General features: G+C 71.0%; 23 protein-coding genes. 18 read left to right on the top strand and 5 right to left on the bottom strand.

Translation table 11 applies throughout. From position 1 onward, the window contains the following. The first annotated feature begins 85 nt into the window (after positions 1–85). The 3 genes from Q9R33_RS09770 to holA all read left to right on the top strand — a co-directional run bounded on the left by Q9R33_RS09770 (position 86) and on the right by holA (position 4,182). Entirely contained in the window at positions 86–709 is a 624-nt protein-coding gene (locus tag Q9R33_RS09770) for a ComEA family DNA-binding protein (protein WP_311293618.1), read from the top strand. Between the two features lie 208 nt (positions 710–917). Continuing rightward, complete coding sequence (locus tag Q9R33_RS09765; protein WP_310246813.1) at positions 918–3,101, top strand: ComEC/Rec2 family competence protein; 2,184 nt, start codon at positions 918–920, stop codon at positions 3,099–3,101. Between the two features lie 43 nt (positions 3,102–3,144). Further along, positions 3,145–4,182, top strand: a complete 1,038-nt coding sequence (gene holA / locus Q9R33_RS09760) for a DNA polymerase III subunit delta (RefSeq protein WP_310246811.1) — start codon at positions 3,145–3,147, stop codon at positions 4,180–4,182. Between the two features lie 87 nt (positions 4,183–4,269). On the opposite strand, the gene rpsT is transcribed toward holA, so the two are convergent. Then, positions 4,270–4,530, bottom strand: a complete 261-nt coding sequence (rpsT, locus tag Q9R33_RS09755) for a 30S ribosomal protein S20 (protein WP_056367392.1) — start codon at positions 4,528–4,530, stop codon at positions 4,270–4,272. Positions 4,531–4,751: 221 nt separating this feature from the next. On the opposite strand from rpsT, the gene Q9R33_RS09750 reads away from it, so the two are divergent. Both Q9R33_RS09750 and Q9R33_RS09745 read left to right on the top strand, forming a co-directional pair. Then, positions 4,752–6,128, top strand: coding sequence for a GH1 family beta-glucosidase (locus Q9R33_RS09750; protein ID WP_311293617.1), 1,377 nt, complete (start codon positions 4,752–4,754; stop codon positions 6,126–6,128). Continuing rightward, positions 6,125–7,375 (top strand): MFS transporter, encoded by a 1,251-nt coding sequence (locus Q9R33_RS09745; protein ID WP_311293616.1) that lies wholly within the window; start codon positions 6,125–6,127, stop codon positions 7,373–7,375. Before Q9R33_RS09750 ends, Q9R33_RS09745 begins: the two co-directional genes overlap by 4 nt. On the opposite strand, the gene Q9R33_RS09740 is transcribed toward Q9R33_RS09745, so the two are convergent. After that, complete coding sequence (locus tag Q9R33_RS09740; RefSeq protein WP_056367391.1) at positions 7,364–8,089, bottom strand: alpha/beta fold hydrolase; 726 nt, start codon at positions 8,087–8,089, stop codon at positions 7,364–7,366. The two genes, Q9R33_RS09745 and Q9R33_RS09740, sit on opposite strands and share 12 nt — an antisense overlap. A gap of 40 nt (positions 8,090–8,129) precedes the next feature. Here Q9R33_RS09740 and Q9R33_RS09735 point away from each other — a divergent pair, with 40 nt between their 5' ends. The 12 genes from Q9R33_RS09735 to era all read left to right on the top strand — a co-directional run bounded on the left by Q9R33_RS09735 (position 8,130) and on the right by era (position 20,414). Further along, complete coding sequence (locus Q9R33_RS09735) at positions 8,130–9,272, top strand: aminotransferase class I/II-fold pyridoxal phosphate-dependent enzyme (protein WP_311293615.1); 1,143 nt, start codon at positions 8,130–8,132, stop codon at positions 9,270–9,272. A 57-nt stretch (positions 9,273–9,329) separates the two neighbouring features. Beyond that, complete coding sequence (gene lepA, locus Q9R33_RS09730) at positions 9,330–11,180, top strand: translation elongation factor 4 (RefSeq protein ID WP_056367389.1); 1,851 nt, start codon at positions 9,330–9,332, stop codon at positions 11,178–11,180. A gap of 27 nt (positions 11,181–11,207) precedes the next feature. Next, positions 11,208–11,858, top strand: coding sequence for a DUF1990 family protein (locus Q9R33_RS09725; protein ID WP_311293614.1), 651 nt, complete (start codon positions 11,208–11,210; stop codon positions 11,856–11,858). Between the two features lie 7 nt (positions 11,859–11,865). Then, a complete protein-coding gene (hemW, locus tag Q9R33_RS09720; protein WP_311293613.1) occupies positions 11,866–13,083 on the top strand; it encodes a radical SAM family heme chaperone HemW in 1,218 nt (405 codons plus the stop codon). A gap of 128 nt (positions 13,084–13,211) precedes the next feature. Further along, positions 13,212–14,252 carry a heat-inducible transcriptional repressor HrcA gene (gene hrcA / locus Q9R33_RS09715; RefSeq protein WP_056367386.1) on the top strand — a complete coding sequence of 347 codons (1,041 nt, stop codon included), beginning with the start codon at positions 13,212–13,214 and terminating at the stop codon, positions 14,250–14,252. 51 nt (positions 14,253–14,303) lie between these two features. Beyond that, a complete protein-coding gene (gene dnaJ, locus Q9R33_RS09710; RefSeq protein WP_311293612.1) occupies positions 14,304–15,419 on the top strand; it encodes a molecular chaperone DnaJ in 1,116 nt (371 codons plus the stop codon). Positions 15,420–15,422: 3 nt separating this feature from the next. Next, complete coding sequence (locus Q9R33_RS09705; RefSeq protein ID WP_311293611.1) at positions 15,423–16,160, top strand: 16S rRNA (uracil(1498)-N(3))-methyltransferase; 738 nt, start codon at positions 15,423–15,425, stop codon at positions 16,158–16,160. A gap of 65 nt (positions 16,161–16,225) precedes the next feature. Next, the gene (locus tag Q9R33_RS09700; RefSeq protein ID WP_056367383.1) at positions 16,226–16,573 is read left to right on the top strand and encodes an HIT domain-containing protein; all 348 of its coding nucleotides are present in this window, start codon (positions 16,226–16,228) and stop codon (positions 16,571–16,573) included. Positions 16,574–16,625: 52 nt separating this feature from the next. After that, positions 16,626–17,657, top strand: a complete 1,032-nt coding sequence (locus Q9R33_RS09695) for a PhoH family protein (RefSeq protein ID WP_311293830.1) — start codon at positions 16,626–16,628, stop codon at positions 17,655–17,657. Continuing rightward, positions 17,654–18,124 carry an rRNA maturation RNase YbeY gene (gene ybeY, locus Q9R33_RS09690; protein ID WP_310246792.1) on the top strand — a complete coding sequence of 157 codons (471 nt, stop codon included), beginning with the start codon at positions 17,654–17,656 and terminating at the stop codon, positions 18,122–18,124. The genes Q9R33_RS09695 and ybeY overlap by 4 nt, the downstream gene beginning before the upstream one ends. After that, on the top strand, positions 18,121–19,473 hold the full coding sequence (locus Q9R33_RS09685; protein WP_056367380.1) for a hemolysin family protein: 1,353 nt from the start codon (positions 18,121–18,123) through the stop codon (positions 19,471–19,473). The genes ybeY and Q9R33_RS09685 overlap by 4 nt, the downstream gene beginning before the upstream one ends. Beyond that, complete coding sequence (gene era / locus Q9R33_RS09680; RefSeq protein ID WP_056367379.1) at positions 19,470–20,414, top strand: GTPase Era; 945 nt, start codon at positions 19,470–19,472, stop codon at positions 20,412–20,414. The genes Q9R33_RS09685 and era overlap by 4 nt, the downstream gene beginning before the upstream one ends. Before the next feature lie 9 nt (positions 20,415–20,423). On the opposite strand, the gene Q9R33_RS09675 is transcribed toward era, so the two are convergent. Next, entirely contained in the window at positions 20,424–21,053 is a 630-nt protein-coding gene (locus tag Q9R33_RS09675) for a hypothetical protein (protein WP_311293610.1), read from the bottom strand. A 260-nt stretch (positions 21,054–21,313) separates the two neighbouring features. On the opposite strand from Q9R33_RS09675, the gene leuA reads away from it, so the two are divergent. Next, positions 21,314–23,074 carry a 2-isopropylmalate synthase gene (leuA, locus tag Q9R33_RS09670; protein ID WP_310246781.1) on the top strand — a complete coding sequence of 587 codons (1,761 nt, stop codon included), beginning with the start codon at positions 21,314–21,316 and terminating at the stop codon, positions 23,072–23,074. Between the two features lie 152 nt (positions 23,075–23,226). Here leuA and Q9R33_RS09665 read toward each other — a convergent pair whose 3' ends face one another. Next, positions 23,227–23,913, bottom strand: a complete 687-nt coding sequence (locus Q9R33_RS09665; RefSeq protein ID WP_056367377.1) for a trimeric intracellular cation channel family protein — start codon at positions 23,911–23,913, stop codon at positions 23,227–23,229. A gap of 20 nt (positions 23,914–23,933) precedes the next feature. Beyond that, complete coding sequence (locus Q9R33_RS09660) at positions 23,934–24,497, bottom strand: hypothetical protein (RefSeq protein ID WP_311293609.1); 564 nt, start codon at positions 24,495–24,497, stop codon at positions 23,934–23,936. Between the last annotated feature and the right edge of the window lie 25 nt (positions 24,498–24,522).

Below are 24,522 nucleotides of genomic sequence, written 5' to 3'. Positions count from 1 at the left end.
TCCACAGGAGGACCGGGTCCCGGGGATATGCACATCCCCGGGACCCGCTGCGTCTGCGTCCCCTCCCGCCTCCTACCGTGGGTCCGTGACAGCCGGCGACCGTTCCGAGGGCGCGTCGTCCGAACGCCTCGCCGCACGCCGCCGCCTCGGGGTCGGCGCCGTCGTCGTGCTCGTGATCGCCGCGCTGGCGATCACCGTCGGGATCGGCATCCTTCGGGCCGCGATCGCCCCTGTCGACGAGGTCGTCATCGACCAGACGCCCGCGGCCGCGGCGACGCCCGCATCCCGGCTCTACGTGCACGTCTCGGGAGCGGTGCGCACCCCCGGCCTCTACATGCTCCCGGCGGGCTCCCGCGTCGTCGATGCGATCGCGGCCGCCGGCGGGTTCGCCGATGACGCGGACCGCGACGCGGTCAACCTGGCGCGCACGCTCGACGACGGCGAACAGCTGCCGGTGCCGCGCGAAGGAGAGGCACCGCCGACCGCGGGACCACCCGGACCCGCAGCACCGGCCGACACACGGGTCGATCTCAATACCGCGGACGCGACTGTCCTCGAAACGCTGCCACGCATCGGGCCGGCGCTGGCCGAGCGCATCATCGCGTGGCGCGACGACAGCGGCGGGTTCACGAGCGTCGAGGATCTCCTCGCCGTCCCCGGCATCGGCGACAAGATGCTCGAGTCGCTGCGCGACCTCGTGACGGTGTGACGTGCGCCGCCGACTCGGGTTGCGGCTGGTACCGGTCGCAGCTGCATGCTGGGCGGTCGCCGCCGCCGCGATCCTGGCTCCTGCGGCAGCGCCCTGGATGGCTCTGACCCTGTGGGTGCTCGTTTTCGGCCTGACGACGGCTGTGCTGGGCCTCAGCACACGCGAGGGCGTTCCGTCTCGCCACGGCGGCGCACCGACGCGAATCCGGATGCCTCGAGCCGCCGTGCGCCGTGCGCTCGTGGTCGTCGTGCTCGCAGGGGCGGCCTCGGCGGCAGCCGCGTCCCACGTCGCCCTGGCGCAGCCCGCCCGGACCGCCGTCGAGGATCTCGCCCTCACCGGCGGCCGGGCCGTCGACATCCGCGCGGACGTCATCGGCAAGATCGAGCGACGCGCCGACGGATCGCTCGCCTTCGATGCCCGGGCGTCGCATGTGCGGATCGGCGACGTGACGCATGCGACGCCGGTCGAGATCACGGTGCGCGTCTCGGCGGAGGACGTCGACCGCCCCTGGCAGCTCGACGTCGGCTCGACCGTCGACGCCCGCGGCACGGCGAAGCCGGGGCGCCCGGGGGAGCGGGCGGTGCTCGAGGTGTGGGCCTCGCGCGGGCTGGAGGTGGTGAAGGCCCCGAGCGGCGCCGCAGCCGTCGCCGGCGGGCTGCGCCGAGGGCTCGTCGCGGCGGTGCACGGTCTGCCCGGCGAGGGCGCAGGGCTCATCCCGGGGCTCGCGGTGGGCGACACGTCGGCCGTGTCGCCGTCCCTGGACGCGGCGATGAAGGAGTCCTCGCTGTCGCATCTCACGGCCGTGTCGGGCGCCAACTGCGCGCTGGTCGTGGGCATCGCGTTCGCCCTCGCCGCCGCGCTCGGCGCATCGCGGCGGTTCCGCGTCGCCTGCGGGGTCGCGGTCCTCGCCGGCTTCGTGATGCTGGTCACGCCGGAGCCGAGCGTCGTGCGCGCGGCCGCGATGGCCGCGATCGCGATGCTCGCCGTGCTGCTCGGCCGCGCCGGTGCGGGTATGGCCCTGCTGTCGGTCGCCGTCGCCCTGCTCCTCGTGCTGGATCCATGGCTTGCAGCCTCGCTCGGATTCGCGCTCTCGGTCGTGGCGACGGGGTCGCTGCTGCTGTGGGCGCGCCCGCTGGCCACCGGCCTCGCCAGAGCAGTCCCGCGGCCGCTGGCACTCGCCCTCGCGGTGCCCCTCGCCGCCCAGCTCGCGTGCGGCCCGCTGCTGATCCTCATCGAGCCGACGGTGCCCGTCTACGGCGTGCTCGCGAACCTTCTCGCCGGACCCGCCGCACCGGCCGCGACCGTGCTGGGGCTCGCGGCGTGTCTCAGCGGACCGCTGCCGTGGCTGCAGTCGGGTCTCGCGGCGCTCGCCTGGCTGCCGGCATCGTGGATCGCCGCGACGGCGACGACCGCGTCGACGCTTCCGGCCGACGCGCTGGCCTGGCTGGAGGGCATCCCGGGCGCGGTGGCCCTCGCCGGGGTCGGCCTGTCGATCGGGCTCGCGATCGCGCTCGAGCGTGGCGGCTCGAGGGCTCGACGGGCCACACGCGGGATCGCGATCGTGGTCGTCGCGGTGCTCACCGGTGGCGGGCTCGGCGCCGCAGCCCTGACCACGCTCGCCGGCCGATGGACCCTCCCCGGCAGTTGGGCGCTGCTCGCGTGCGACGTCGGCCAAGGAGATGCGGTCCTGCTCCGGTCGGAGGGCGCCGTCGCGCTGATCGACACCGGGCCCGACCCTGAAGCGCTCGCCGCCTGTCTCTCGCGAGCCGGCATCGATCGCATCGACCTGCTCGTCCTCACCCACTCCGACCTCGACCACGTCGGCGGGCTCGACGCGGTGCGCGGTCGTATCGGCACGGTGCTCCACGGACCAGGCGATGCGAAGGGGCAATCAGCGATCGCATCGCTGACGGCGCGGGGAGCCCGGGCGACCGAGGCGTCGGCCGGCCTCAGCGGGTCGCTGGGAGGTGCACGGTGGCGGGTGCTCTGGCCCAAGGCCGGCAGCCGCGCCTTCCCGTCGGGCAACGACGCCAGCGTCGTGCTCGACGTCCGAGGCGGCGGCATCCCTCCGACACTCCTGCTCGGCGACCTCTCGGCCTCGCCGCAGCGGCTCCTGACGGCGTCGGGGGTGCTGGATCCGCCCTACGCGATCGTCAAGACGGCTCATCACGGCAGCGCCGATCAGGACGCAGGGCTCTACGCCGCCGCACGGCCGTCGATCGCGCTCGTCACAGTGGGCGCCGGTAACGACTACGGGCATCCGCGCGACGAGGCGCTCAAGATCCTCGCCGACGTCGACGCGACGATCGCACGCACCGACCGCGACGGCGCGATCGCGCTGTGGAGCGCCGAGGCCGGTTCCGTGGCGATCTGGCGCGACCGCGGCGGATGAGGGGAGGGCGGCCGCCGTCGGTGGGCGTCGGTAGGCTGGGGCAATGGCTTCCCCCGCACGCCGAGCACCCGCGAAGGCCGCGCGCAGCGCCATTCCCCAGCTGTCCTGGCGGGCTCCGCAGCCGGCGCCGATCGTGCTCGTCTCCGGGCCCGAGGAGGTCTGCGCCGAACGGGCGATCGCGGGCGTGCGCGACTACCTGCGCGCCGAAGACCCGACGCTCGAGGTGTCCGACGTCCGCGCGGACGACTACGCCGCCGGAACGCTCCTCGGCGTCACGTCGCCGTCGCTGTTCGGCGAGCCTCGGCTGGTCCGGGTGAGCGGCGTCGAGAAGTGCTCCGACACGTTCCTCGCCGAGGCCGTCGCCTACCTCGCCGCGCCGCAGGACGGCGCGACGGTCGTGCTCAGGCACACCGGTGCGAGTGTGCGCGGCAAGAAGCTGCTCGACGCGATCCGTGCGGGGGAGGGCTCGGGCGTCGAGATCGCATGCCCGGCCGTCAAGCGCGACTCGGACCGCTTCGACTTCGCCGCGGGCGAGTTCCAGGCTGCGAAGAAGCGCATCGCGCCGACCGCGCTGCGCACGCTCGTCTCCGCGTTCGCCGACGACCTCACCGAGCTCGCGGCGGCGTGCCAGCAGCTCATCGCGGACGTCCCCGGCGACATCACCGACCAGGTGGTCGAGCGCTACTACGGTGGCCGCGTCGAGACGTCGGCCTTCGCGGTCGCCGACACCGCGATCGCGGGGCGCTACGGCGAGGCGCTCATCGCGCTCCGGCACGCCCTGGCCTCGGGCGCCGACCCGGTGCCGCTCGTCGCGGCCGTCGCCATGAAGCTGCGCACGATGGCGCGGGTCGCGGGCAACCGCGAGCCGGCGAAGGCCCTCGCTTCGCGACTGGGCATGAAGGACTGGCAGATCGATCGCGCGCGCCGCGACCTGGTCGGCTGGAACGAAGAGAGCCTCGGCCGCGCGATCCAGGCGACGGCACGGGCGGATGCTGAGGTCAAAGGCGGCTCGCGCGACGCGGTGTTCGCCCTCGAGCGCATGATCACGGTGATCGCCACGCGTGCACCGTACGGCGCCTGACGCGGCGCCCGCGAACGCAAGCGAAAGGCCCGCCCCTCGCGGGACGGGCCTTCACGCGACTCGAGGGTCGCGGAGCTTGTCAGAGGCTCAGAGAGCGGAGACCTGCTTGGCGATGGCCGACTTGCGGTTCGCCGCCTGGTTCTTGTGGATGACGCCCTTGCTGACCGCCTTGTCGAGCTTCTTGGTCGCCGTGCCCAGCGCCTTCTCGGCCGCGGCCTTGTCGCCGGCCGCGACGGCCTCGCGGGTGCGACGCACGTGCGTCTTCAGCTCGCTCTTGACGGCCTTGTTGCGCTCGCGCGCCTTCTCGTTGGTCTTGTTGCGCTTGATCTGCGACTTGATGTTCGCCACGTGTCGACGTTCTTTCGTTCGAAGGTGAATCGGATTTATGTGCCGGTCAGCGAGAGAGGGGCGCTTCGCGGCGGTCGTGAGGGCGAACCCACACGCAAGCCAAACAAGGATTCTACCAGGTGAACCGATCACTCATGGACGTCCACAGGCCTGCACGGCAGACCCCTTCGATGATGCATGATCTACGCGTGGGTGCGCGCACCGCTGGGGATGCGCGCTCCGTGACGAAGGAGTCCGCCGTGCCGCAGCATCCGTCTGTCGATCTCTCGCCGTTCCCGCCGGGCTTCCGGTGGTCGGCGGCCACCGCCGCGTTCCAGATCGAGGGCTCGCGTGCCGCTGACGGACGCGGGCGGTCGATCTGGGACGACTTCGTCGCGACGCCTGGCGCGGTGCGCGACGGGGCGACGGCGGACCCGGGTCCCGACAGCTACCGGCGTCATCGCGAGGACGTCGCGCTGCTGACCGCGCTCGGCGTCGATCGCTACCGCTTCTCCATCTCGTGGGTGCGGATCCAGCCTGAGCCCGGCGGCCCTGTCAGCCGGGCCGGACTCGACTACTACCGACGACTCGCCGACGATCTGCTCGAGGCCGGCGTGACGCCCTTCGCGACCCTGTACCACTGGGATCTTCCGAGCGTCCTCGAAGAGCGCGGCGGGTGGCTCGACCGCGACACGGCTCTGCGGTTCGGCGAGTACGCCGAGATCGTCGCGCAGTCGCTGGGCGACACCATCCGTCACTGGTACACGCTCAACGAGCCGGTCTCGACGTCGCTGCAGGGCTATGCCGTCGGCACTCTCGCGCCGGGCAGGCAGCTGCTGTTCGGCGCGCTGCCGACCGTGCACCACCAGCTGCTCGCGCACGGCCTCGCCCTCCGCACGCTGCGCGCGGCGGGCGCCGAGGAGGTCGGGATCGTCAACAATCACACCCTCGTGCTCCCGGCGAGGCAGACGGATCCCGACCTCGCGGCCGCGGCCGTGTACGACCTGCTCCACAACCGCGTCTTCGCCGACCCCGTACTGACCGGCGCCTACCCCGACCTCGAAGCGTTCGGCATCCCGCCGATGCCCGTCGAGGAGGGCGATCTGGAGTTGATCTCAGCGCCGGGGGACTTCTACGGGATCAACTTCTACAACCCGACCACGGTCGCCGCCGCGCCTGAGGGCAGCCCCGTCCCGTTCGAGATCGTGCCCACGCCCGGCGCGCCGGTCACGGGCTTCGGCTCCGAGTGGCCGATCGTGCCCGCGGCCCTCACAGGCCTCCTGCTCGATCTCCGCGAGCGTTACGGCGACCGCCTGCCATCGCTCGTCATCGGCGAGAACGGGGCGTCGTTCCCCGAGCCGGACCACGTCGACGGACCCGTCCCCGACGCGGAGCGCATCTCGTACCTCGCGGGGCACATCGATGCCGTCGGCGCGGCCGCCGCTGCGGGCGTCGATGTGCGCGAGTACACGGTGTGGTCGCTCCTGGACAACTTCGAGTGGGCGGACGGCTGGTCCCAGCGGTTCGGCCTCGTCCACGTCGACTTCGACACCTCGGCACGAACGCCGAAGGCGTCGTTCGACTGGTACCGCGCCCTCATCGCGGAGGCACGCGCGTGAGCGCCCGGCCGGGCGCCAGGGTCGGCGCGGGCTGGTTCGCGCTCTTCACGCTCGCGTGGCTCGCGCTGTGGACGGTGCAGCTCACGCCGTTGCAGCTGCTCATCCCGCTGCAGCTCAACACGCCGGACGATGCCGACGGGTGGGTGTCGGGCGTGGTGTCGTCCGGCCTCGTGCTGGCGATGGGCGGCGTCGCCGGCGTGATCGCCGCCCCCGTCGCCGGCGGTCTGTCCGACCGCACCCGTGGCAGGATGGGGCGCCGACGCCCCTGGGCGCTCGGCGGAGTGTGGCTCGGCACCGCGTCGCTCGCCGCAATCGCGTTCGCGTCCGGTCCGTGGGGCGTGGGCCTCGCGTGGGTCGGCGTCTCCGTCGGCGTCGCGGTCGCGTCGGCGGCCTTCACCGCCCTCATCGCCGATCAACTGACGACGCAGCGGGGAGCAGCATCCGCCGCCGTCTCCTCATCGCAGGCCCTCGGCATCGTCGTGGGTGTCGGCGTGATCGTGCTGCTCGAGCTCGGCGTGGTGGTCGGGTACCTCGTTCTCGCCGGCTTCCTCGCGGTGGTGGGCACGGCGGCGGCGCTCCTGCTGCCCGATCCGCCCGCGCGTTCGGACGTCGCCGTCGCCCGCCAGGTGCGCACGCTCGGCGAACGGCTCGCGGCGCTGCGCGATCGCGACTTCGCGTGGTTGCTCGCCGGGCGCCTCACCGTGAACATCGGCAATGCGCTCGGAACCGGCCTGCTGCTGTTCTTCCTGCTGTACGGCCTGCACCGCGACCCCGCGACGGCCGAGGACGAGCTGCTGCTCCTGATCCTCGTCTACACCGTGTTCGTGGTGGGCTCCTCGATCGCGTCGGGGTGGATCTCGGACCGCACCGGGCGACGGATCCCGTTCGTGGTGTGGTCGGCCGTCGTCCAGGGTCTCGCGTCGATCATCCTGGTGGTGGCGCCGTCGCTCACCACCGCGATGATCGCGGCGGCTCTCCTCGGCGTCGGCTACGGCGCGTACATGTCGGTGGGACTCGCCCTGGGCACGGACCTGCTCCCTTTCCCCGAGGACCACGCCCGCGACCTCGGCTTCGTGAACGTCTCGGCGAGCCTCGGCCAGCTCATCGGCCCGCTCCTCGGCGCCGGTCTCGTCGCCCTCGTGGGCGGCTTCTGGCTGCTGTTCCTCGTGGGGGGCGTCCTGTCGATCGCGGGCGGCTTCATGACGTACGCGATCGGCAGCCGCGAGCGGCAGCCGTCAGCCGTGTGACGCCTCCAGGGTCGTCAGCGCAACCTCGAGCACCGCGTCGAACACGCGCGGACGCATCACCGTCACGTGATGGGTCGTCCGCGGCACGACGATGAGCTCTGCGTGCTGCGCGACCCTCATGAACAGCTTCTCGTTCACGCGCAGCTGGTCCCACTGCCCGTTGACGAACCACAGCGGCACGTCGATGCGATGGAGGGCCGCGAGCAGATCGAGCACCGAGAGGCTGCGCAGCGCGATGTCCTGCGCATCCAGCGCGTAGCCGCCGGCGCCGAAGTCTGCGCGGGTCTCGTCGGGGAGGATGCGATCGAGCATGCGGTCGGTCAGCCACATCCCGCGATCAGGCAGGGAATCGAAGCCGCGGGCGAGCACGCGGTACGTCGCGAGCCCCACGCCGCGAGGGATCGCTGTGCAGGACGCCGCGACGAATCCCGCGACGGGCGGCGGGTCCTCGGCACCGACGTACTCGATGCACAGCAGGCCGCCCATCGAGTGCCCCGACAACAGCACGGGGCCGCGCTCCGCGGCGGCACGCACCGCGGAATCGATCGTCTCGAGCGCCGCCTCGAGGGTGAACGCCTCGGTCATCCGCGAGCCGTGGCCGGGCAGGTCGACAGCGGTGACGGGGTTCCCGCGGGCCGCCAGGTACTCGACCTGCGCGCGCCACATCGTGGCGGACGTCCGGATGCCGTGCACGAGCACGACCTGGACGACCATGACGCCAGGGTAGCCGTGCACGCCCGCTTAGCATGGCGGCATGCCCGAGATCGCCCCGCACATCGCGCGCATGCCGGGCTCCGGTGTGCGTCACATCCTCGAGCGCGCCCTGCGCCGCCCCGGCACGATCATCCTCGCGGTGGGCGAGCCCGCAGAGGTCGCGGGGGAGCGGATCAGGGATGCCGCCTCCGAGGCGTGGCGCGAGGGGGCGATCCGCTACACCCCGAACGGCGGGATCCCGGCGCTGCGGGAAGCGATCCGGGACAAGCTCGCCCGCGAGAACGCCCTGGACGTCGACCTGGAGCAGATCTGGGTGACGGTCGGCGCGACCCAGGCGCTGCACCTGGCGATGGCGCTCACCCTCTCGCACGGCGACGAAGTCCTCGTGCCCGACCCCGGGTACACGACGTTCACGATGAACGCCCATCTCCTGCAGGCGACGCCGGTGCCGTATCCGCTGCGCCCCGGACGCGCGTTCCAGCCCGATCTCGCCGAGCTCGAGTCGCTGGTCACCCCGCGGGCGCGCGCGATCATCGTGAACACCCCCTCCAACCCGCTCGGGTCGACGTTCGACCGCCCGACGCTGGAGGCGCTCATCGCCCTGGCGCGCCGCCACGACCTGTGGCTCATCAGCGACGAGGTGTACGAGCGCTTCACATGGGGCGAGCCGCACGTGAGCCCTGCGACGCTCGATGACGACGGCCGCGTGCTGTCGGTGTTCTCGATGTCGAAGACCTACGCGATGACCGGCGCGCGGGTCGGGTGGCTGGTCACGCCCCCGGGATGGCGGCAGACCATGCTGCGTGTGCAGGAGTCCGTGGTCAGCTGCGTCGACGAGCCGTCGCAGAGGGCGGCCGCCGAGGCCCTCACCGGCGACCGGGTGGCCGTCGCCCGCAGTGCGGCGCACTACCGCGACAACCTCGCCGCCGCGACGGCGCTCCTCGACGCCCGGGGACTGCGCTACCTCGACCCCACAGGGGCGTTCTATCTCTGGATCGACGTCGCGCACGTCTCCGGCGGCGATGTCGTCGCCTGGTGCGAGCGGTTCCTCGATGAGCAGGGTGTCGCCGTCGCCCCGGGAAGCGCGTTCGGCGCCTCGGGCGAGGGCTGGATCCGCGTGTGCGTGGCCAGCGACCGCGACGAGCTGCTCGACGGGCTGAGCCGCATCCCCGCTCCTGCCTGACCCGGACGCCGTCGCCGGGGTTCGCCGAGCAGCGCGCACCCGTACAATCGTCTGGACATGTCACCGCGCGCCCTGAAGCCCCTCGAGCCCTCTGCCACGCCGCCCGAGCTGATCCGCAACTTCTGCATCATCGCCCACATCGACCACGGCAAGTCGACGTTGGCGGACCGCATGCTGCAGATCACCGGCGTCGTCTCCGACCGCGACATGCGCGCGCAGTACCTCGACCGCATGGACATCGAGCGCGAGCGCGGCATCACGATCAAGTCGCAGGCCGTGCGCATGCCCTGGGCCACCGCCGACCAGACCTTCGCGCTCAACATGATCGACACCCCCGGCCACGTGGACTTCACGTACGAGGTCTCGCGTTCGCTGGCCGCCTGCGAGGGCGCGATCCTCCTGGTCGACGCCGCGCAGGGCATCGAGGCGCAGACCCTCGCGAACCTGTACCTCGCGCTCGAGAACGACCTGCACATCATCCCGGTGCTCAACAAGATCGACCTGCCGGCCGCCGACCCCGAGAAGTACGCCGCAGAGCTGGCCGGCCTCATCGGCGGCTCGCCCGATGACGTGCTGCGGGTAAGCGGCAAGACCGGGATGGGCGTCGAGACGCTGCTCGACCGCATCGTGGAGCAGATCCCCGCTCCGAAGGGGAACGCGGATGCCCCTGCCCGCGCGATGATCTTCGACTCGGTGTACGACTCCTACCGCGGCGTCGTGACCTACGTCCGCATGGTCGACGGCAAGCTGGAGCCGCGCGAGCGCATCCAGATGATGTCGACGAAGGCGACGCACGACCTCCTCGAGATCGGCGTGTCGAGCCCGGAGCCCGTCCCCACGAAGGGGCTTGGCGTCGGCGAGGTCGGCTATCTGATCACCGGCGTGAAGGACGTCCGCCAGTCCAAGGTCGGCGACACCGTCACTAACCATCGCAAGCCCGCGACCGACGCCCTCGCCGGCTACACCGACCCGAAGCCGATGGTCTTCTCGGGGATCTACCCCATCGACCAGAGCGACTACGCCGACCTGCGTGAGGCCCTCGACAAGCTCAAGCTGTCGGACGCGTCCCTCCAGTACGAGCCCGAGACGTCGGTGGCGCTCGGCTTCGGCTTCCGCTGCGGCTTCCTGGGCCTGCTGCACCTCGAGATCATCACCGAGCGCCTCTCGCGCGAGTTCGACCTCGACCTCATCACGACGGCGCCCTCGGTGACGTACGAGGTCACGACCGACACCGGCGACACCGTCGTCGTGACCAACCCGAGCGAGTACCCGGACGGGCGCGTCGCCGAGGTGTCCGAGCCCGTCGTGAAGGTCGGCATCCTGCTCCCCAAGGACTACGTCGGCACCGTCATGGAGCTGTGCCAGTCGCGCCGCGGATCGCTCCTGGGCATGGAGTACCTCAGCGAGGACCGCGTCGAGCTGCGCTACCACATGCCCCTCGGCGAGATCGTCTTCGACTTCTTCGACCAGCTGAAGTCCAAGACGCAGGGCTACGCGAGCCTCGACTACGAGCCCGCCGGCTCGCAGACCGCCGACCTCGTGAAGGTCGACATCCTGCTGCAGGGCGACAAGGTCGACGCGTTCAGCTCGATCGTGCACCGCGAGAAGGCGTACGCCTACGGCACGATGATGACCGAGCGCCTGCGCAAGCTCATCCCTCGCCAGCAGTTCGAGGTGCCGATCCAGGCCGCCATCGGCGCCCGCATCATCGCCCGCGAGAACATCCGCGCGATGCGCAAGGACGTCCTCGCCAAGTGCTACGGCGGCGACATCTCCCGCAAGCGCAAGCTCCTCGAGAAGCAGAAGGAGGGCAAGAAGCGCATGAAGATGGTCGGTCGCGTCGAGGTCCCCCAGGAGGCGTTCATCGCCGCGCTCTCAGGCGACGTCGAGGGTCCTGCCAAGAAGTGATGCGACTCGCGAAGTAGGCTGGAATCCATGCGTCGAGGAACCTTCCGTGACGACACCGTCGACTATGCCGCTGTCGGGGCGACCCAAGCGCCGGATCTGATGCAGTATCCGCCGGAGCGCAGCATCCCGGCAGAGCAGTCGTGGCGGATCGGCAGCGGAGAAGCGCGCTTTCGCGCCGCGAGCGAGGCGCTGATGTCGTGGACCGCGCAGCGCGGTGCCGGGCTCGACGTCACCGATGTGCGGCCCGCCTCCGGTCCCATGTACTCGGGGGTGAGCTTCGACGCCGAGGGCAACCCCGTGGGGCCCAGCCGCTCCGAGGCCGAGCAGCGCTTCGACGCGGACGGCACCCCGTTCGTCGGCGCCGGCACGACGATCCGCGTCGACGGCCGCGTCAGGGGGCTCCGCGCCGACGCGGAGCTGCGCGTCATCTTCGCCGTCGAGGAGCCTCGGCGGGTGGGCTTCGCGCTCGGGACCGTGAGCGACTCCGTTGTGAGCGGCGAGGAGTCGTTCATGCTCGACTGGTACGACAACGACGAGGTCTGGTTCACGGTCCGCGCGTTCGACGCGCCCCGCGCCATGCTGTACCGGATGCTTCCGGGGCTCACGAAGCGCCGTCGTCGCGAGCTGTTCACGCGGTACCTGCGCGCGATCTCGCCGCTGTACACGACTCCCGCGTGAGGCGCTGATGGGCTCCGCTCTTCCCCTCGGCGAGCCCGTTCCCTCGGACGGCTCGCTGCCGGCCGGCACGCGCATCGATCCGGCCGCAGAGTTCAGCGTGTATCTGCACGTCCCCTTCTGCCGCGTCCGCTGCGGGTACTGCGACTTCAACACGTACACGTCCTCCGAGCTGCGCGGCGCCCGCCAGGACGAGTACGCCGACACGCTCCTTCGAGAGATCGAGCTGGCGGCGCCCGTGCTCGAGCGCGCCGGCGGGAACCGTCCCGCGTCCACGGTGTTCTTCGGCGGCGGCACGCCGACGCTGCTCCCGCCCGGCGACCTCGCACGCATGCTGGCCGGCGTCCGCGACACCTTCGGTGTCGCGGACGGGGCCGAGATCACGGTCGAGGCCAACCCCGACACGGTGACGCCCGCGGTCGCGGCCGAGCTCGCGGCATCCGGGGTGACGCGCCTCTCCATCGGCATGCAGTCGGCCGTCCCGCACGTGCTCGCGGCCCTGGATCGCACGCACGATCCCGACAACGTCCGCACCGCGGTGGCCGCGGCGCGGGTGGCCGGGCTCGACGTCAGCGTCGACCTCATCTACGGCGCGCCGGGTGAATCGCTCGACGACTGGCGCACGTCGCTGGAGGCGGCGGTGTCCCTCGAGCCCGACCACATCTCGGCGTACGCGCTCATCATCGAGGACGGCACCAAGCTCGCTCGCCAGATCCGCCGTGGTGAGGTCGTCGCACCCGACGACGACGTGCAGGCCGACATGTACGAGCTCGCCGACGACCTGCTCGCGGGCGCGGGATTCGACTGGTACGAGGTGTCGAACTGGGCGCGTGGTGACGCACACCGCTCCCGCCACAACCTCGCGTACTGGGTCGGCGCAGACTGGTGGGGCTTCGGCCCCGGCGCGCACAGCCACGTCGCCGGCGTGCGGTTCTGGAACGTCAAGCACCCTGCCGCCTACGCGCAGCGGCTGTCCGCGGGGGAGTCGCCTGCCGCTGGGCGGGAGATCCCGGATGCCGCGGCCCGAAACCTCGAGAGCGTGCTGCTGCGCACCCGCATCCGCGAGGGCCTCCCCGTCGAGGAGCTCCTCGGCGAAGGCCGTCACGCGGTCGCCGCGCTGATCGCGGACGGGCTGATCGAGGGTCCCGCCGCGCTGCGCGGGAGGGTCGTGCTCACGCGGCGCGGCCGGCTGCTCGCCGACGCGGTCGTGCGGGCGCTCACCGATTAGCCCCGGCGCGATCGTGCGTCGGACGGCTTCGCAATCCATCCCGGCGTCGCTCGACGATCCTGGCGGGGGCATCGGATAGAATTGGCACTCCAGTCATGCGAGTGCCAGCTGTGGCGTGGGGAGGCGGGATGGTCAGCGAACGAGGTCTGCAGGTGCTGCGGGCGATCGTCCAGGACTACGTCGACACGCGCGAACCGGTCGGCAGCAAGGCGATCGTCGAACGGCACGCCTTCGGAGTGTCGGCCGCGACGATCCGCAACGACATGGCGCTGCTCGAAGACGAAGAGCTCATCGTCGCACCGCACACCTCGTCGGGCCGCGTGCCCACAGACAAGGGCTACCGCGTCTTCGTCGACCATCTCGCGGAGCTCCGGCCGCTCTCGCCGGCCCAACGGGCGGCCATCGCCGCGTTCCTCGACGGCTCCGGCGACCTCGACGACGTCCTCGTGCGCACCGTGCGCGCGCTCACGCAGCTGACCGGCCAGGTCGCGATCGTGCAGTACCCGTCGTTCGCGCGCGCGACCGTCACGCACGTCGAGCTGGTCCAGCTCGGCGGCGGACGGATGCTGGTGATCGTGGTCACCGACACGGGACGCGTGTCGCAGCGCCTGACGTTCGTCGGCGAGGAATTCGACGACGTCGACCTCGCACACATCCGTGCCGGGCTCGGCACCCTGCTGGTCGGCCGGCCTGTCCGCGAAGGGCTCCAGCGCATCGCCGAGCGCCTCGAGGGACCGGATGCGCAGGCTCCGGCGCACGAGCGCGCGACCGACGAGATCGTCCGCGCCGTCGCCGAGGAGCTCGAGGAGTTCCGCCAGGACAAGCTCGTGATGGCCGGCAGCGCCAACCTCGCACGCCGAGAATCCGACTTCCGCGGCAGCATCTATCCGCTCCTCGAGGCGATCGAGGAGCAGGTGACCCTGCTGCGGCTGATGGGCGAGATGGTCGCCGACGAGCAGGGCCTCGCGGCGAGCATCGGACGCGAGAACGAGGCGTTCGGCCTGGCCGAGGCATCCGTCGTCGCCAGCGACTACGACGCGACGGGCTCCCTCGCCCGCGTCGGCGTGCTGGGCCCGACGCGCATGGACTACCCCACGAACCTCGCGACGGTCCGCGCCGTCGCGCGCTATCTCACGCGCATGCTCGAGCAGGACGACAGCTCCCGCTGACGCACGCGCGCACACACGATCCCGCGGCGCGGCCGCGGCAGGAAGGCGAAAGTGGCTGACCACTACGAGGTCCTCGGCGTCTCACGCGACGCCTCCACCGACGAGATCAAGAAGGCCTACCGGCGGCTGGCCCGTCAGCTGCACCCGGATGTGCACCCGGGCGAGGAGGCATCCGAGCGCTTCAAGCTCGTGACGCACGCGTACGACGTCCTCAGCGACCCCGAGCAGCGCGCCCGCTACGACATGGGCGGCGGTGACTCGCCGTTCGGCGGCGGGGCCGGCGGCTTCGGCGGGTTCAACGACATCTTCGAGACCTTCTTCGGTGCGGCGGGCGGATCACGCGGCGGCCGGCCGCGATCGCGCCGCGAGCGCGGGCAGGACGCCCTGGTCCGCGTCACCCTCGAGCTCGGCGATGTGGTGTTCGGCACCCACCGCGACATCGAGGTCGACACGGCCGTCGTGTGCGAGACCTGTCAGGGCTCGTGCTGCCAGCCCGGGACGAGCCCGGTCACGTGCGACATCTGCCACGGCACCGGCAACGTGCAGCGCCAGGTGCGAAGCCTTCTCGGCAACGTGGTCACGACGCAGCCGTGCAACGTCTGCCAGGGCTACGGCACCACCATCCCCTACCCGTGCGCCACCTGCCAGGGCCAGGGCCGCGTGCGCGCCCGCCGCACCGTGTCGCTCGACATCCCGGCCGGCGTGGAGACCGGACTCCGCCTGCAGCTGCCGGGTTCGGGCGAGGTCGGCCCGGCCGGCGGCCCCAACGGCGACCTGTACATCGAGGTCACGGTGCAGCCGCACGAGGTGTTCAGCCGTGACGGCGACGACCTGCTGGCGACGCTCGAGGTGTCGATGCCCGACGCCATCCTCGGCACGACGACGACCATCCAGTCCCTCGACGGCCCGGTCGACCTCGAAGTGCGGGCAGGCGTGCAGGCGGGAGACATCCTGACGATCAAGGGCCGCGGCATCACGCCGCTGCGCGGCTCGCAGCGCGGCGATCTTAAGGTCGGCGTGCACGTGGTCACGCCCACGCGACTCGACCACAAGGAGCGCGCCCTCATCGAGGACTTCGCGAAGCGCACCAAGGCGCCGGCCCCCAAGCTCGCAGAGTTCCACCAGGGCCTTTTCGCGAAGCTCCGCGATCGGTTCCGGAACAGCTGACCCATGGCACTGCACTTCCTCCTCGACGAGCCCGTCGACGCCGCTCCCGGCGACGCGGTGACGCTCACCGGCGCGGAGGCCCACCACGCCTCGACGGTGCGCCGGGTGCGCGTCGGCGAGGAGGTCACGGTCGGTGACGGCCGCGGAGCGTGGCTCACGGGCTCGGTCGAGTCGGTGGCGCCCCGCGAGGTGGTCGTGCGCATCGACAGACGGACGGATGCTGCGCCCCCGAGCCCGCGCATCGTGCTCGTGCAGGCCCTCGCCAAGGGGGACCGGGACGAGCTCGCCGTGCAGGCGGCGACCGAGCTCGGCGTCGACGAGATCGTGCCGTGGCAGGCCGCGCGCAGCGTGTCCCGCTGGGACGCGGCGAAGGCCGCGAAGGGCCGCGCCCGCTGGGCGACCATCGTGCGGGAGGCCGCGAAGCAGGCCCACCGCGCGTGGGTGCCGGAGGTGGCGGAGCTCACCACGACCGCGGCGCTCGTGCGCCGGGCGGCAGCATCCGTCGTCCTGATCCTGGAGCCGACGGCGACCGAGCGGCTCAGTGCACTCGCGGTCGACCCTGGTGAGGAGCGCGACATCGTGCTCGTCGTCGGGCCCGAAGGCGGCATCGCCCCCGAAGAACTCGATGCCCTCGCGGCCGCGGGCGCGCGAGGCGTGCGTCTCGGCGACACGGTGCTGCGCACGTCGACCGCGGGTCCCGCGGCGCTGGCCGTCGTCAGCACCGCGCTCGGGCGGTGGTGACGGTCCGACAGGGTCACCGACCGCTCCCGGAGCCGGTCGCAGGGCCCCGTCGGTAGACTTGCGACATGAGTGAGCCTTCGATCTTCACGCGCATCCTGGACGGGCAGATCCCGTCCGAGATCATCGCAGAGACCGAGAACGCATTCGCCATCCGTGACATCGCCCCGAAGGCGCCTGTGCACCTGCTGGTGATCCCCAAGACCGACGAGTACCGCAACGTCGTCGAGCTCGCCGCCGGCGACCCGGACCTCATGGCGGAGCTCGTAGGACTCGCGAACACGGTCGCCGCCGATCATTCGGACGGGGACTTCCGCCTGGTCTTCAACACCGGCCCGAACGCGGGCCAGACCATCTTCCACGTGCACGCCCATGTGCTCGCGGGAGGCCTCGAAGAGAAGAGTGTCGGTGCCTGATCACCCCGGTCATGAGACGGTGAGCGACCACGTCGAGGTCGACGGCGTCGCGATGGTGCAGCTTCTCGGTCCGCAGGACCGGCTGCTGCGGGTCGTCGAGAAGGAGCACCCGGGTGTCGACGTGCATGTGCGCGGCAACGAGATCACCCTCACGGGCGAGGCGCCGGCCGTCGCGGCGGCACGGACGCTGGTCGACGAGCTCGTCGCGATGACCCGAGCGGGTCACTCGCTCGGCGAGGACGACGTCGCGTCGTCGAACCGCATCCTCCGCAGCGAGGGCGGCCCGCGGCCGTCCGAGGTGCTGGGCGAGGCCATCCTGTCGTCGCGAGGCAAGGTCATCCGCCCGAAGACCCTCGGCCAGAAGGCGTACGTCGACGCGATCGAGGAGAACACCATCGTGTTCGGCATCGGTCCGGCCGGTACGGGCAAGACGTACCTCGCGATGGCGAAGGCCGTCCAGGCGCTCCAGCGCAAGGAGGTCAGCCGCATCATCCTGACGCGGCCGGCCGTCGAGGCGGGGGAGCGGCTCGGCTTCCTGCCCGGCACGCTCACCGACAAGATCGACCCGTACCTGCGCCCGCTGTACGACGCACTCAACGAGATGATGGACCCGGAGCTCGTGCCCAAGCTCATGGCGAGCGGCACGATCGAGGTCGCGCCGCTGGCCTACATGCGCGGCCGTACCCTCAACGACTCGTTCGTCGTGCTCGACGAGGCGCAGAACACCACCCCCGAGCAGATGAAGATGTTCCTCACGCGTCTCGGCTTCGGCACGCGCATGGTGGTGACCGGTGACATCACGCAGATCGACCTGCCGCAGGGCGCGTCGGGCCTGCGGCTGGTGACCCGCGTGCTCGGCGACATCGACGACATCCACTTCTCGTACCTGACCAGCGACGACGTCGTGCGCCACACCCTGGTGGGCCGCATCGTCGACGCCTACAGCGAATACGACGAGCGCCGGATGGCCGCTCGTCGCGAACGGGACGAGGCATCCGAGTTCGCCAACCGCGCCGAGCGCCGCACCGCCACCGTGCGCGGCGGAGGACCCCGTGACCACCTTCCGAAGCGAGGACGCCCATGACCATCGAGATCGGCAACGAATCGGGGATCGCCGTCGATGAGACGGTCCTGCTGCGCCTCATGGAGCACAACCTCGCCGAACTGCACGTCAGCCCCGACGCCGACGTCGCGATCCTCCTGGTCGACGAGGGCGCGATGGAGGCGCTGCACGTCCAGTGGATGGACGAGCCGGGCCCGACCGACGTGCTGAGCTTCCCGATGGACGAGCTGCGTCCCGGCACGGAGGACGCTCCCACGCCTCCAGGCCTCCTGGGCGACATCGTGCTGTGCCCGCAGGTCGCCGAGACCCAGGCGGTGGCCGCGAAGCACTCCACGCTCGACGAGCTCATCCTCCTGACCACGCACGGCCTGCTCCACCTCCTCGGCTTCGACCACGCCGAGCCGGAGGAGGAGCGGGAGATGTTCGGACTGCAGCGCGAGCTCATCACCTCGTTCCAGGCATCCGAACGCCGACGACCTCGCGCATGACCGCCGCCCTTCTTCTCGTCGCCGCAGCGCTCCTGCTCGCGTTCGGCGCCCTCATGGTCGCGATCGACGCGGCGCTCAGCGTCACCTCCCGCGCGGACCTCGCCGAGCTCGGAGCAGGCGGCCGCAACGCGGCGTCGCTGCGGAAGATCGCGGACGACCCCGACGCGCACGCCAACGCCGTGATCTTCATCCGCGTGCTGGCCGAGACGACGGCCGCCGTGCTCGTCACCGTCGCCTTCGTCGACCTCTTCGACAGCATCTGGTGGGCGATGCTGGCGGCGGCCCTGCTCATGACCGGCGTCTCGTACGTCGTCGTCGGCGCCAGTCCGCGGTCGGTGGGACGGCTGCACGCGCGCGGACTGCTGCGCGGGGCGGCTCCGGTGGTCCGCGGGGTGCGCATCATCCTGGGGCCGCTCGCGCACGGGCTCGTCGCGCTCGGCACGCGCATCACGCCGGGCGCGTCGCGAGGATCGTCCTTCGCGTCGGAGGAGCAGCTGCTCAGCATCATCGACGAGGCGGCCGAGAACGAGCTCATCGAACAGGACGACCGCGAGCTGATCCACTCGGTGTTCGACTTCACCGACACGTTCGTGCGGGCCGTGATGGTGCCGCGCACCGACATGGTGACAGTGGATGCCTCGACCTCGACGCGCGAGGCGATGACTCTGTTCCTCGAGAAGGGCGTCTCGCGCATGCCGATCGTCGACGACGACGCGGATGACGTGGTCGGAGTGCTGTACCTCAAGGACCTGGTGCAGTTCGGCTTCCGCGACGAGACCGGGTGGCGGGATGCCCCGATCAGCCGGATCGCGCGGCCGGCGGTGTTCGTCCCCGAGTCGATGAAGGCCGAGACGCTGCTGCAGCAGATGAAGCGCGATGCCGTGCACGTGTGTCTCGTCGTCGACGAGTACGGCGGCGTGTCCGGACTCGTCACGCTCGAAGACCTCATCGAGGAGCTCGTCGGCGACATCTCGGACGAGTACGACCCGCGCGCCGAGGAGGTGACCGAGCTCGAGCCCGGTCACTACCGCGTGAGCGCCCGCCTCGGGCTCGACGAGGTCGGCGACCTGTTCGGTCTGGAGCTCGAGGACGAGGACGTCGACTCCATCGGCGGGTTGCTGGGCAAGGCCCTGGGCCGCGTGCCGCAGCCGGGCGCCACGGCCGAGTACGCCGGCCTCGTGCTCACCGGGGGTGCGTCGCGCGGACGCGGGCGCGGGATCTCGACGGTGTTCGTCGAGCGCGGCGATCCTGCTCTCGACATCGGCCGCTCACCGCGCACGGGCGAGATCCGCATCGTGAGCCCCCGCACCGGCGAGATCCGGCTGCCTCGGAAGGAAGAGACGTCATGACCGAGAACGACCCCACGCCGGCATCCGAGGCGGAATCGACCCGCGCGTCCGATGAAGGCCGTTCCGGCTTCGTCACGTTCGTCGGGCGCCCCAACGTCGGCAAGTCGACGCTGACGAACGCCCTGGTCGGCGAGAAGGTCGCGATCACGAGCGACAAGCCCCAGACCACGCGCCGGGCGATCCGCGGGATCCTGAATCGGCCCGGCGGTCAGCTCGTCATCGTCGACACCCCCGGACTCCACAAGCCCCGCACCCTGCTCGGGCAACGGCTCAACGACCTCGTCGAGCAGGTGCTCGGCGACGTCGACGTCATCGGGTTCTGCGTGCCAGCGACCGAGAAGGTCGGCCCCGGCGACCGCCGCATCGCGGAGTCGCTCAGCGGGTACGGCCGCGCGAAGAAGGTCGCGATCGTGACGAAGACGGATGCCGCGACCCGCGACGAGATCACCGAGCGGCTCATCGAGGTCGACCAGCTTCGTGAGGACTGGGCCGCCGTCATCCCGCTGTCCGCCTTCACGCGCGACCAGCTCGAGGTCCTGAGCGACGAGCTGCTCGCCCTCATGCCGGAGGGCCCCGCACTGTACCCCGAGGGTGTCGTGACCGACGAGTCGACCGAGGACCGCATCGCCGAGATCATCCGCGAGGCCGCCCTCGACGGCGTGCGCGACGAGCTGCCGCACTCGATCGCGGTCGTCGTGCAAGAGGTGCAGCCCCGCGAGGATTCCGACCTGACCGACATCTACGCCGACATCGTCGTCGAGCGCGACAGCCAGAAGGGCATCATCATCGGCCACAAGGGCTCTCGGCTGCGCGACGTCGGCGCCCGCGCCCGCGCGCAGATCGAACCGCTCGTCGGCACCAAGGTGTTCCTGAAGCTTCACGTGCGCATCGCGAAGGAATGGCAGCGCGACCCCAAGCAGCTGGGGCGCCTCGGCTTCTGACGGCGTCGCTCACCCACCGGTCTCGGTGATCGCCGAGCGGATGATGACGGTATCGGCACCGTACTCCGCGTCCGCGGCCTCCTGCCAGCTCCCGTCGTCCCAGACGACGTCGACCCAGAGCCACCCGTCCTGCGCAGAGGAGGCCAGGTAGGCGTCGCCGAGCTTGTCGGGGAGCTCGTCCTGGATGGCGGTGAGGGTCGCCTCGTCGCCCGCGCCGGGCCTGCCACCCGTCGGGTCCTCCGGCCGGATCGGGTCGTACAGGGCGAGGAGGATCGGCGGCTGCGTCGAGGTGAACGTCTCGCCGTCGTAGGCGCCGCGCACCGCGTAGGCGCCCCACGTGACCTCACCCGAAGACTCCGCGCCGTCGACCCCGTCCCACGTCCAGCCCTCGAGCGGGATCCCGGTGCACTGCGGGGGATACGACTCCGCCACCGCACCGAGGCACAGCTGCGCGGCCCCTCCGGTGTCGAGCACGGTGCCGGTGGCGGCGACCTCGCCCTCGGGCGGGATCGGCGTCACCGCCCCGAGCGAGGCCGGCGCGGGCGTCCCGCCCGGACTCCCGCTCGCGCACGCGGAGGCGGCGAGCAGGACGACGGCGGCGGTGGCGGCGATGCCGAGCGGGCGGCGAAGACCTCTCATGTCTGGATGGTGTCGCATCGACGCCGATCGTCTCAGAAACGGATGCCGCGGCATCCGTGCGTCATCTGTTCGCTCTCCGCTCGTCACGGGGTGTAGCCTGAATCCATGCGCTTCGGCCGGCTTCTCCTTCTTAGCCGCCGCGACGAGACCTCGTTCTAGGGCCTTCCTCGTCGCGGAGCTTTTCGTTGGCCCGCATCATCAGGCATCGAGCCGCCCCGATCGGGCAGCAGCTCGGAACAGACGAGAGAAGCGACGACATCATGCAGAACACCCAGAAGCCCTCGGGCCTGCCGACCCACAAGTACCGGCCGTTCCACGAGCAGATCACCGTGAATCTGCCCGACCGCACCTGGCCCGACCAGCGCATCACGACCGCACCCCGCTGGTGCGCCGTCGATCTTCGCGACGGCAACCAGGCGCTCATCGACCCGATGAGCCCCGAGCGCAAGCGGATCATGTTCGACCTCCTCGTGAAGATGGGCTACAAGGAGATCGAGGTCGGGTTCCCCTCGGCGAGCCAGACCGATTTCGACTTCGTGCGTCAGCTCATCGAAGAGGACCTCATCCCGGACGACGTCACGATCCAGGTGCTGACGCAGGCCCGCGAGCACCTCATCGAGCGCACCTACGAGTCCATCGCCGGCGCCAAGCAGGCGATCGTGCACCTGTACAACTCGACCAGCGTGCTGCAGCGCGAGGTGGTGTTCCGCACCGACGAGCAGGGCATCATCGACATCGCCCTCGAGGGTGCGCGCCTGTGCCGCGAGTTCGAGAAGCGCATCCCCGAGACCAAGGTCTTCTACGAGTACTCGCCCGAGAGCTACACCGGCACCGAGCTCGAGTTCGCGCTGAGCGTGTGCAACCAGGTCATCGAGATCTTCGAGCCGACGCCCGAGCGCAAGGTCATCATCAACCTGCCGGCGACCGTCGAGATGGCCACGCCGAACGTGTACGCCGACTCGATCGAGTGGATGAGCCGTCGCCTCGCGCACCGCGAGAACGTCATCCTGTCGCTGCACCCGCACAACGACCGCGGCACGGCGATCGCCGCCGCCGAGCTCGGCTACATGGCCGGCGCCGACCGCATCGAAGGCTGCCTGTTCGGCAACGGTGAGCGCACGGGCAACGTCGACCTCGTCGCGCTGGGCATCAACCTGCTCACGCAGGGCATCGACCCGCAGATCGACTTCAGCGACATCGACCAGGTCAAGCGCACCGTCGAGTACTGCAACCAGCTGCCCGTGCACGAGCGCAGCCCGTGGGCCGGCGACCTGGTGTTCACCGCCTTCAGCGGCTCGCACCAGGATGCGATCAAAAAGGGCTTCGAGGCGATGGAGGCCCGCGCCGCGGCGTCCGGCGTCACCGTCGACGAGATCGAGTGGGCCGTGCCGTATCTGCCCATCGATCCGAAGGACCTCGGCCGCTCGTACGAGGCGGTCATCCGCGTCAACTCGCAGTCGGGCAAGGGCGGCGTCGCGTACCTGCTGAAGACCGACCACTCGCTGGATCTGCCCCGCAAGCTGCAGATCGACTTCTCGGGCGTCGTGCAGGCCAAGACCGATGCCGAGGGTGGCGAGGTCACGAGCGACCAGATCTGGAAGATCTTCACCGACGAGTACCTGCCGTCGGAGGTCGCCGACGAGCGCTGGGGACGCTTCGAGCTGCTGGCGACCAGCACCCGCAGCGACCTGTCGGGCGATGTCGCGCTCGACATCACCCTGCGCGACGGCGACGACCGGTTCGAGGCATCCGGTCGCGGCAACGGCCCGGTCGCCGCATTCCTCGAGATCATCCGCGCACAGGGATTCGACGTGACGCTCTACGACTACGTCGAGCACGCCCTGAGCGCAGGCGGCGACGCGCAGGCGGCCGCCTACATCGAACTCCAGGTCGATGGCGAGCGCCTCTGGGGCGTCGGCATCGACTCGGACATCTCGACCGCATCGCTCAAGGCGATCGTGTCGGGCGTGAACCGCGCCATCCGTACGCGGCAGCGCTCCGGGGCCCTCGCGGGCGTCTGAGCGCGAACCGTCGACGGGTGTGCGCGGGTGATCCCCGCGCGCGCCCGTCGGTGTTCGCAGCTCCGGTCGCTGAGCGAGAGCGGAGCACGGTCGTTGAGCGAGCTTACGAGTCGAAACGCAGAGTCGAGACGCAGGGTCTGAACGCGGATGCCTCAGGGCTTGACGATCGGGATCGTCGAGGTCTCCACGGCCACCTTGCGGCGGTAGAGCGCCCGCTGCTCGGGCAGCGAGATGTCGAAGATCACGGCGAGCAGACGGATCACCGTCGTCACGACGATGCCGATCACGGCGGCGATGACCACGTTCACGCCGAGCTCTTCCGAGGTGGCGAGGACGAGGCATCCGACGCCCGCGGCGACCGCGTAGAGCGAGCCGACGTGCATGATCGCGACCGGCAGGCCCATGATCACGTCGCGGAGGATGCCGCCGCCGACCGCCGCACAGACCCCGACGAAGACGGCGGGCACGAGCGGGAGTCCGAGGACGAGGGCCTTGCTGGTCCCGAACGCGCCGAACAGGCCGATGACCAGGGCGTCGAGGCCGACGATGACGGCGTTGAGGCGCTGGAAGAGGCCGGCGAGCAGCATCCCGAACAGTGCCGCGCCGACCGCGGTGAGCAGGTACCAATTGCTCTGCAGCGTGGTGGGCGTGACGTTGAGCAGCAGGTCGCGGATGAGACCGCCGCCCATGCCCATGACGATCCCGATGATCGCGACGCCCAGCAGGTCGAGCCGGCGTTCACCGCGGAAGCCTGAGGCGAACAGCGCGCCCTGGATGCCGCCGAGACCCACGGCGATGAGGTCGGCCCACAGGGGGATCACGAAGACCGGCTCGTCCACCCCTCCATTGTCGACGGGGATCAGGGGATGTGGGTGCGCACCGCCGACAGGAATCCGTCGAGATCGTCTGTCCACAGCCGCACCGCCTCCACGCGGTCGCGGCCCTGCGGAAGCCGCACGTCGAGCGGATGCTCGAGACGGATCAGCACGTTGGTCTCGTTGGCGATGCGCGCGGCGAACGTGCGGCCCTCCGGCTCGTCCACGACGGCGGGCGCCTTGTCGACCCGATGTGGTGAGCGCTCGACCGACCGAACGACCTCCCACGGCAGGTCGAGGTCGAGCTCCGTACCCTGTCGCACGCGGATTCCGGCAGGACCGACCGCATGCGGTCGGGTGAGGTAGCCGAGCAGGAGGCCGAGCATCCATGTCACGCCCCAGATGCCGAGGACGAGCAGCGGGATGCGCACCCAGGTCCAGCGGTGGACGATGAGATCGACGATCGGGATCTCGACGGCCGACAGCACGATGAAGACGACGAGAAGCGTCAGCACGGGGGAGTGATAGCGGAACGCGCTGGCGCCCACGGGAACGCGGGGCCTGCGGAACACGAACCGGTAGACGCTCTGATAGACCCCGAGCTCCATGTTCCATGCGCGCCGCGCGAAGGTT

It is taken from the genome of Microbacterium sp. PRC9 (genome assembly GCF_031844125.1).
Lineage (GTDB): Bacteria > Actinomycetota > Actinomycetes > Actinomycetales > Microbacteriaceae > Microbacterium.
The sequence above is the reverse complement of the archived record's forward strand: the minus strand, read 5'-3'. Positions and strand labels throughout refer to the sequence as shown.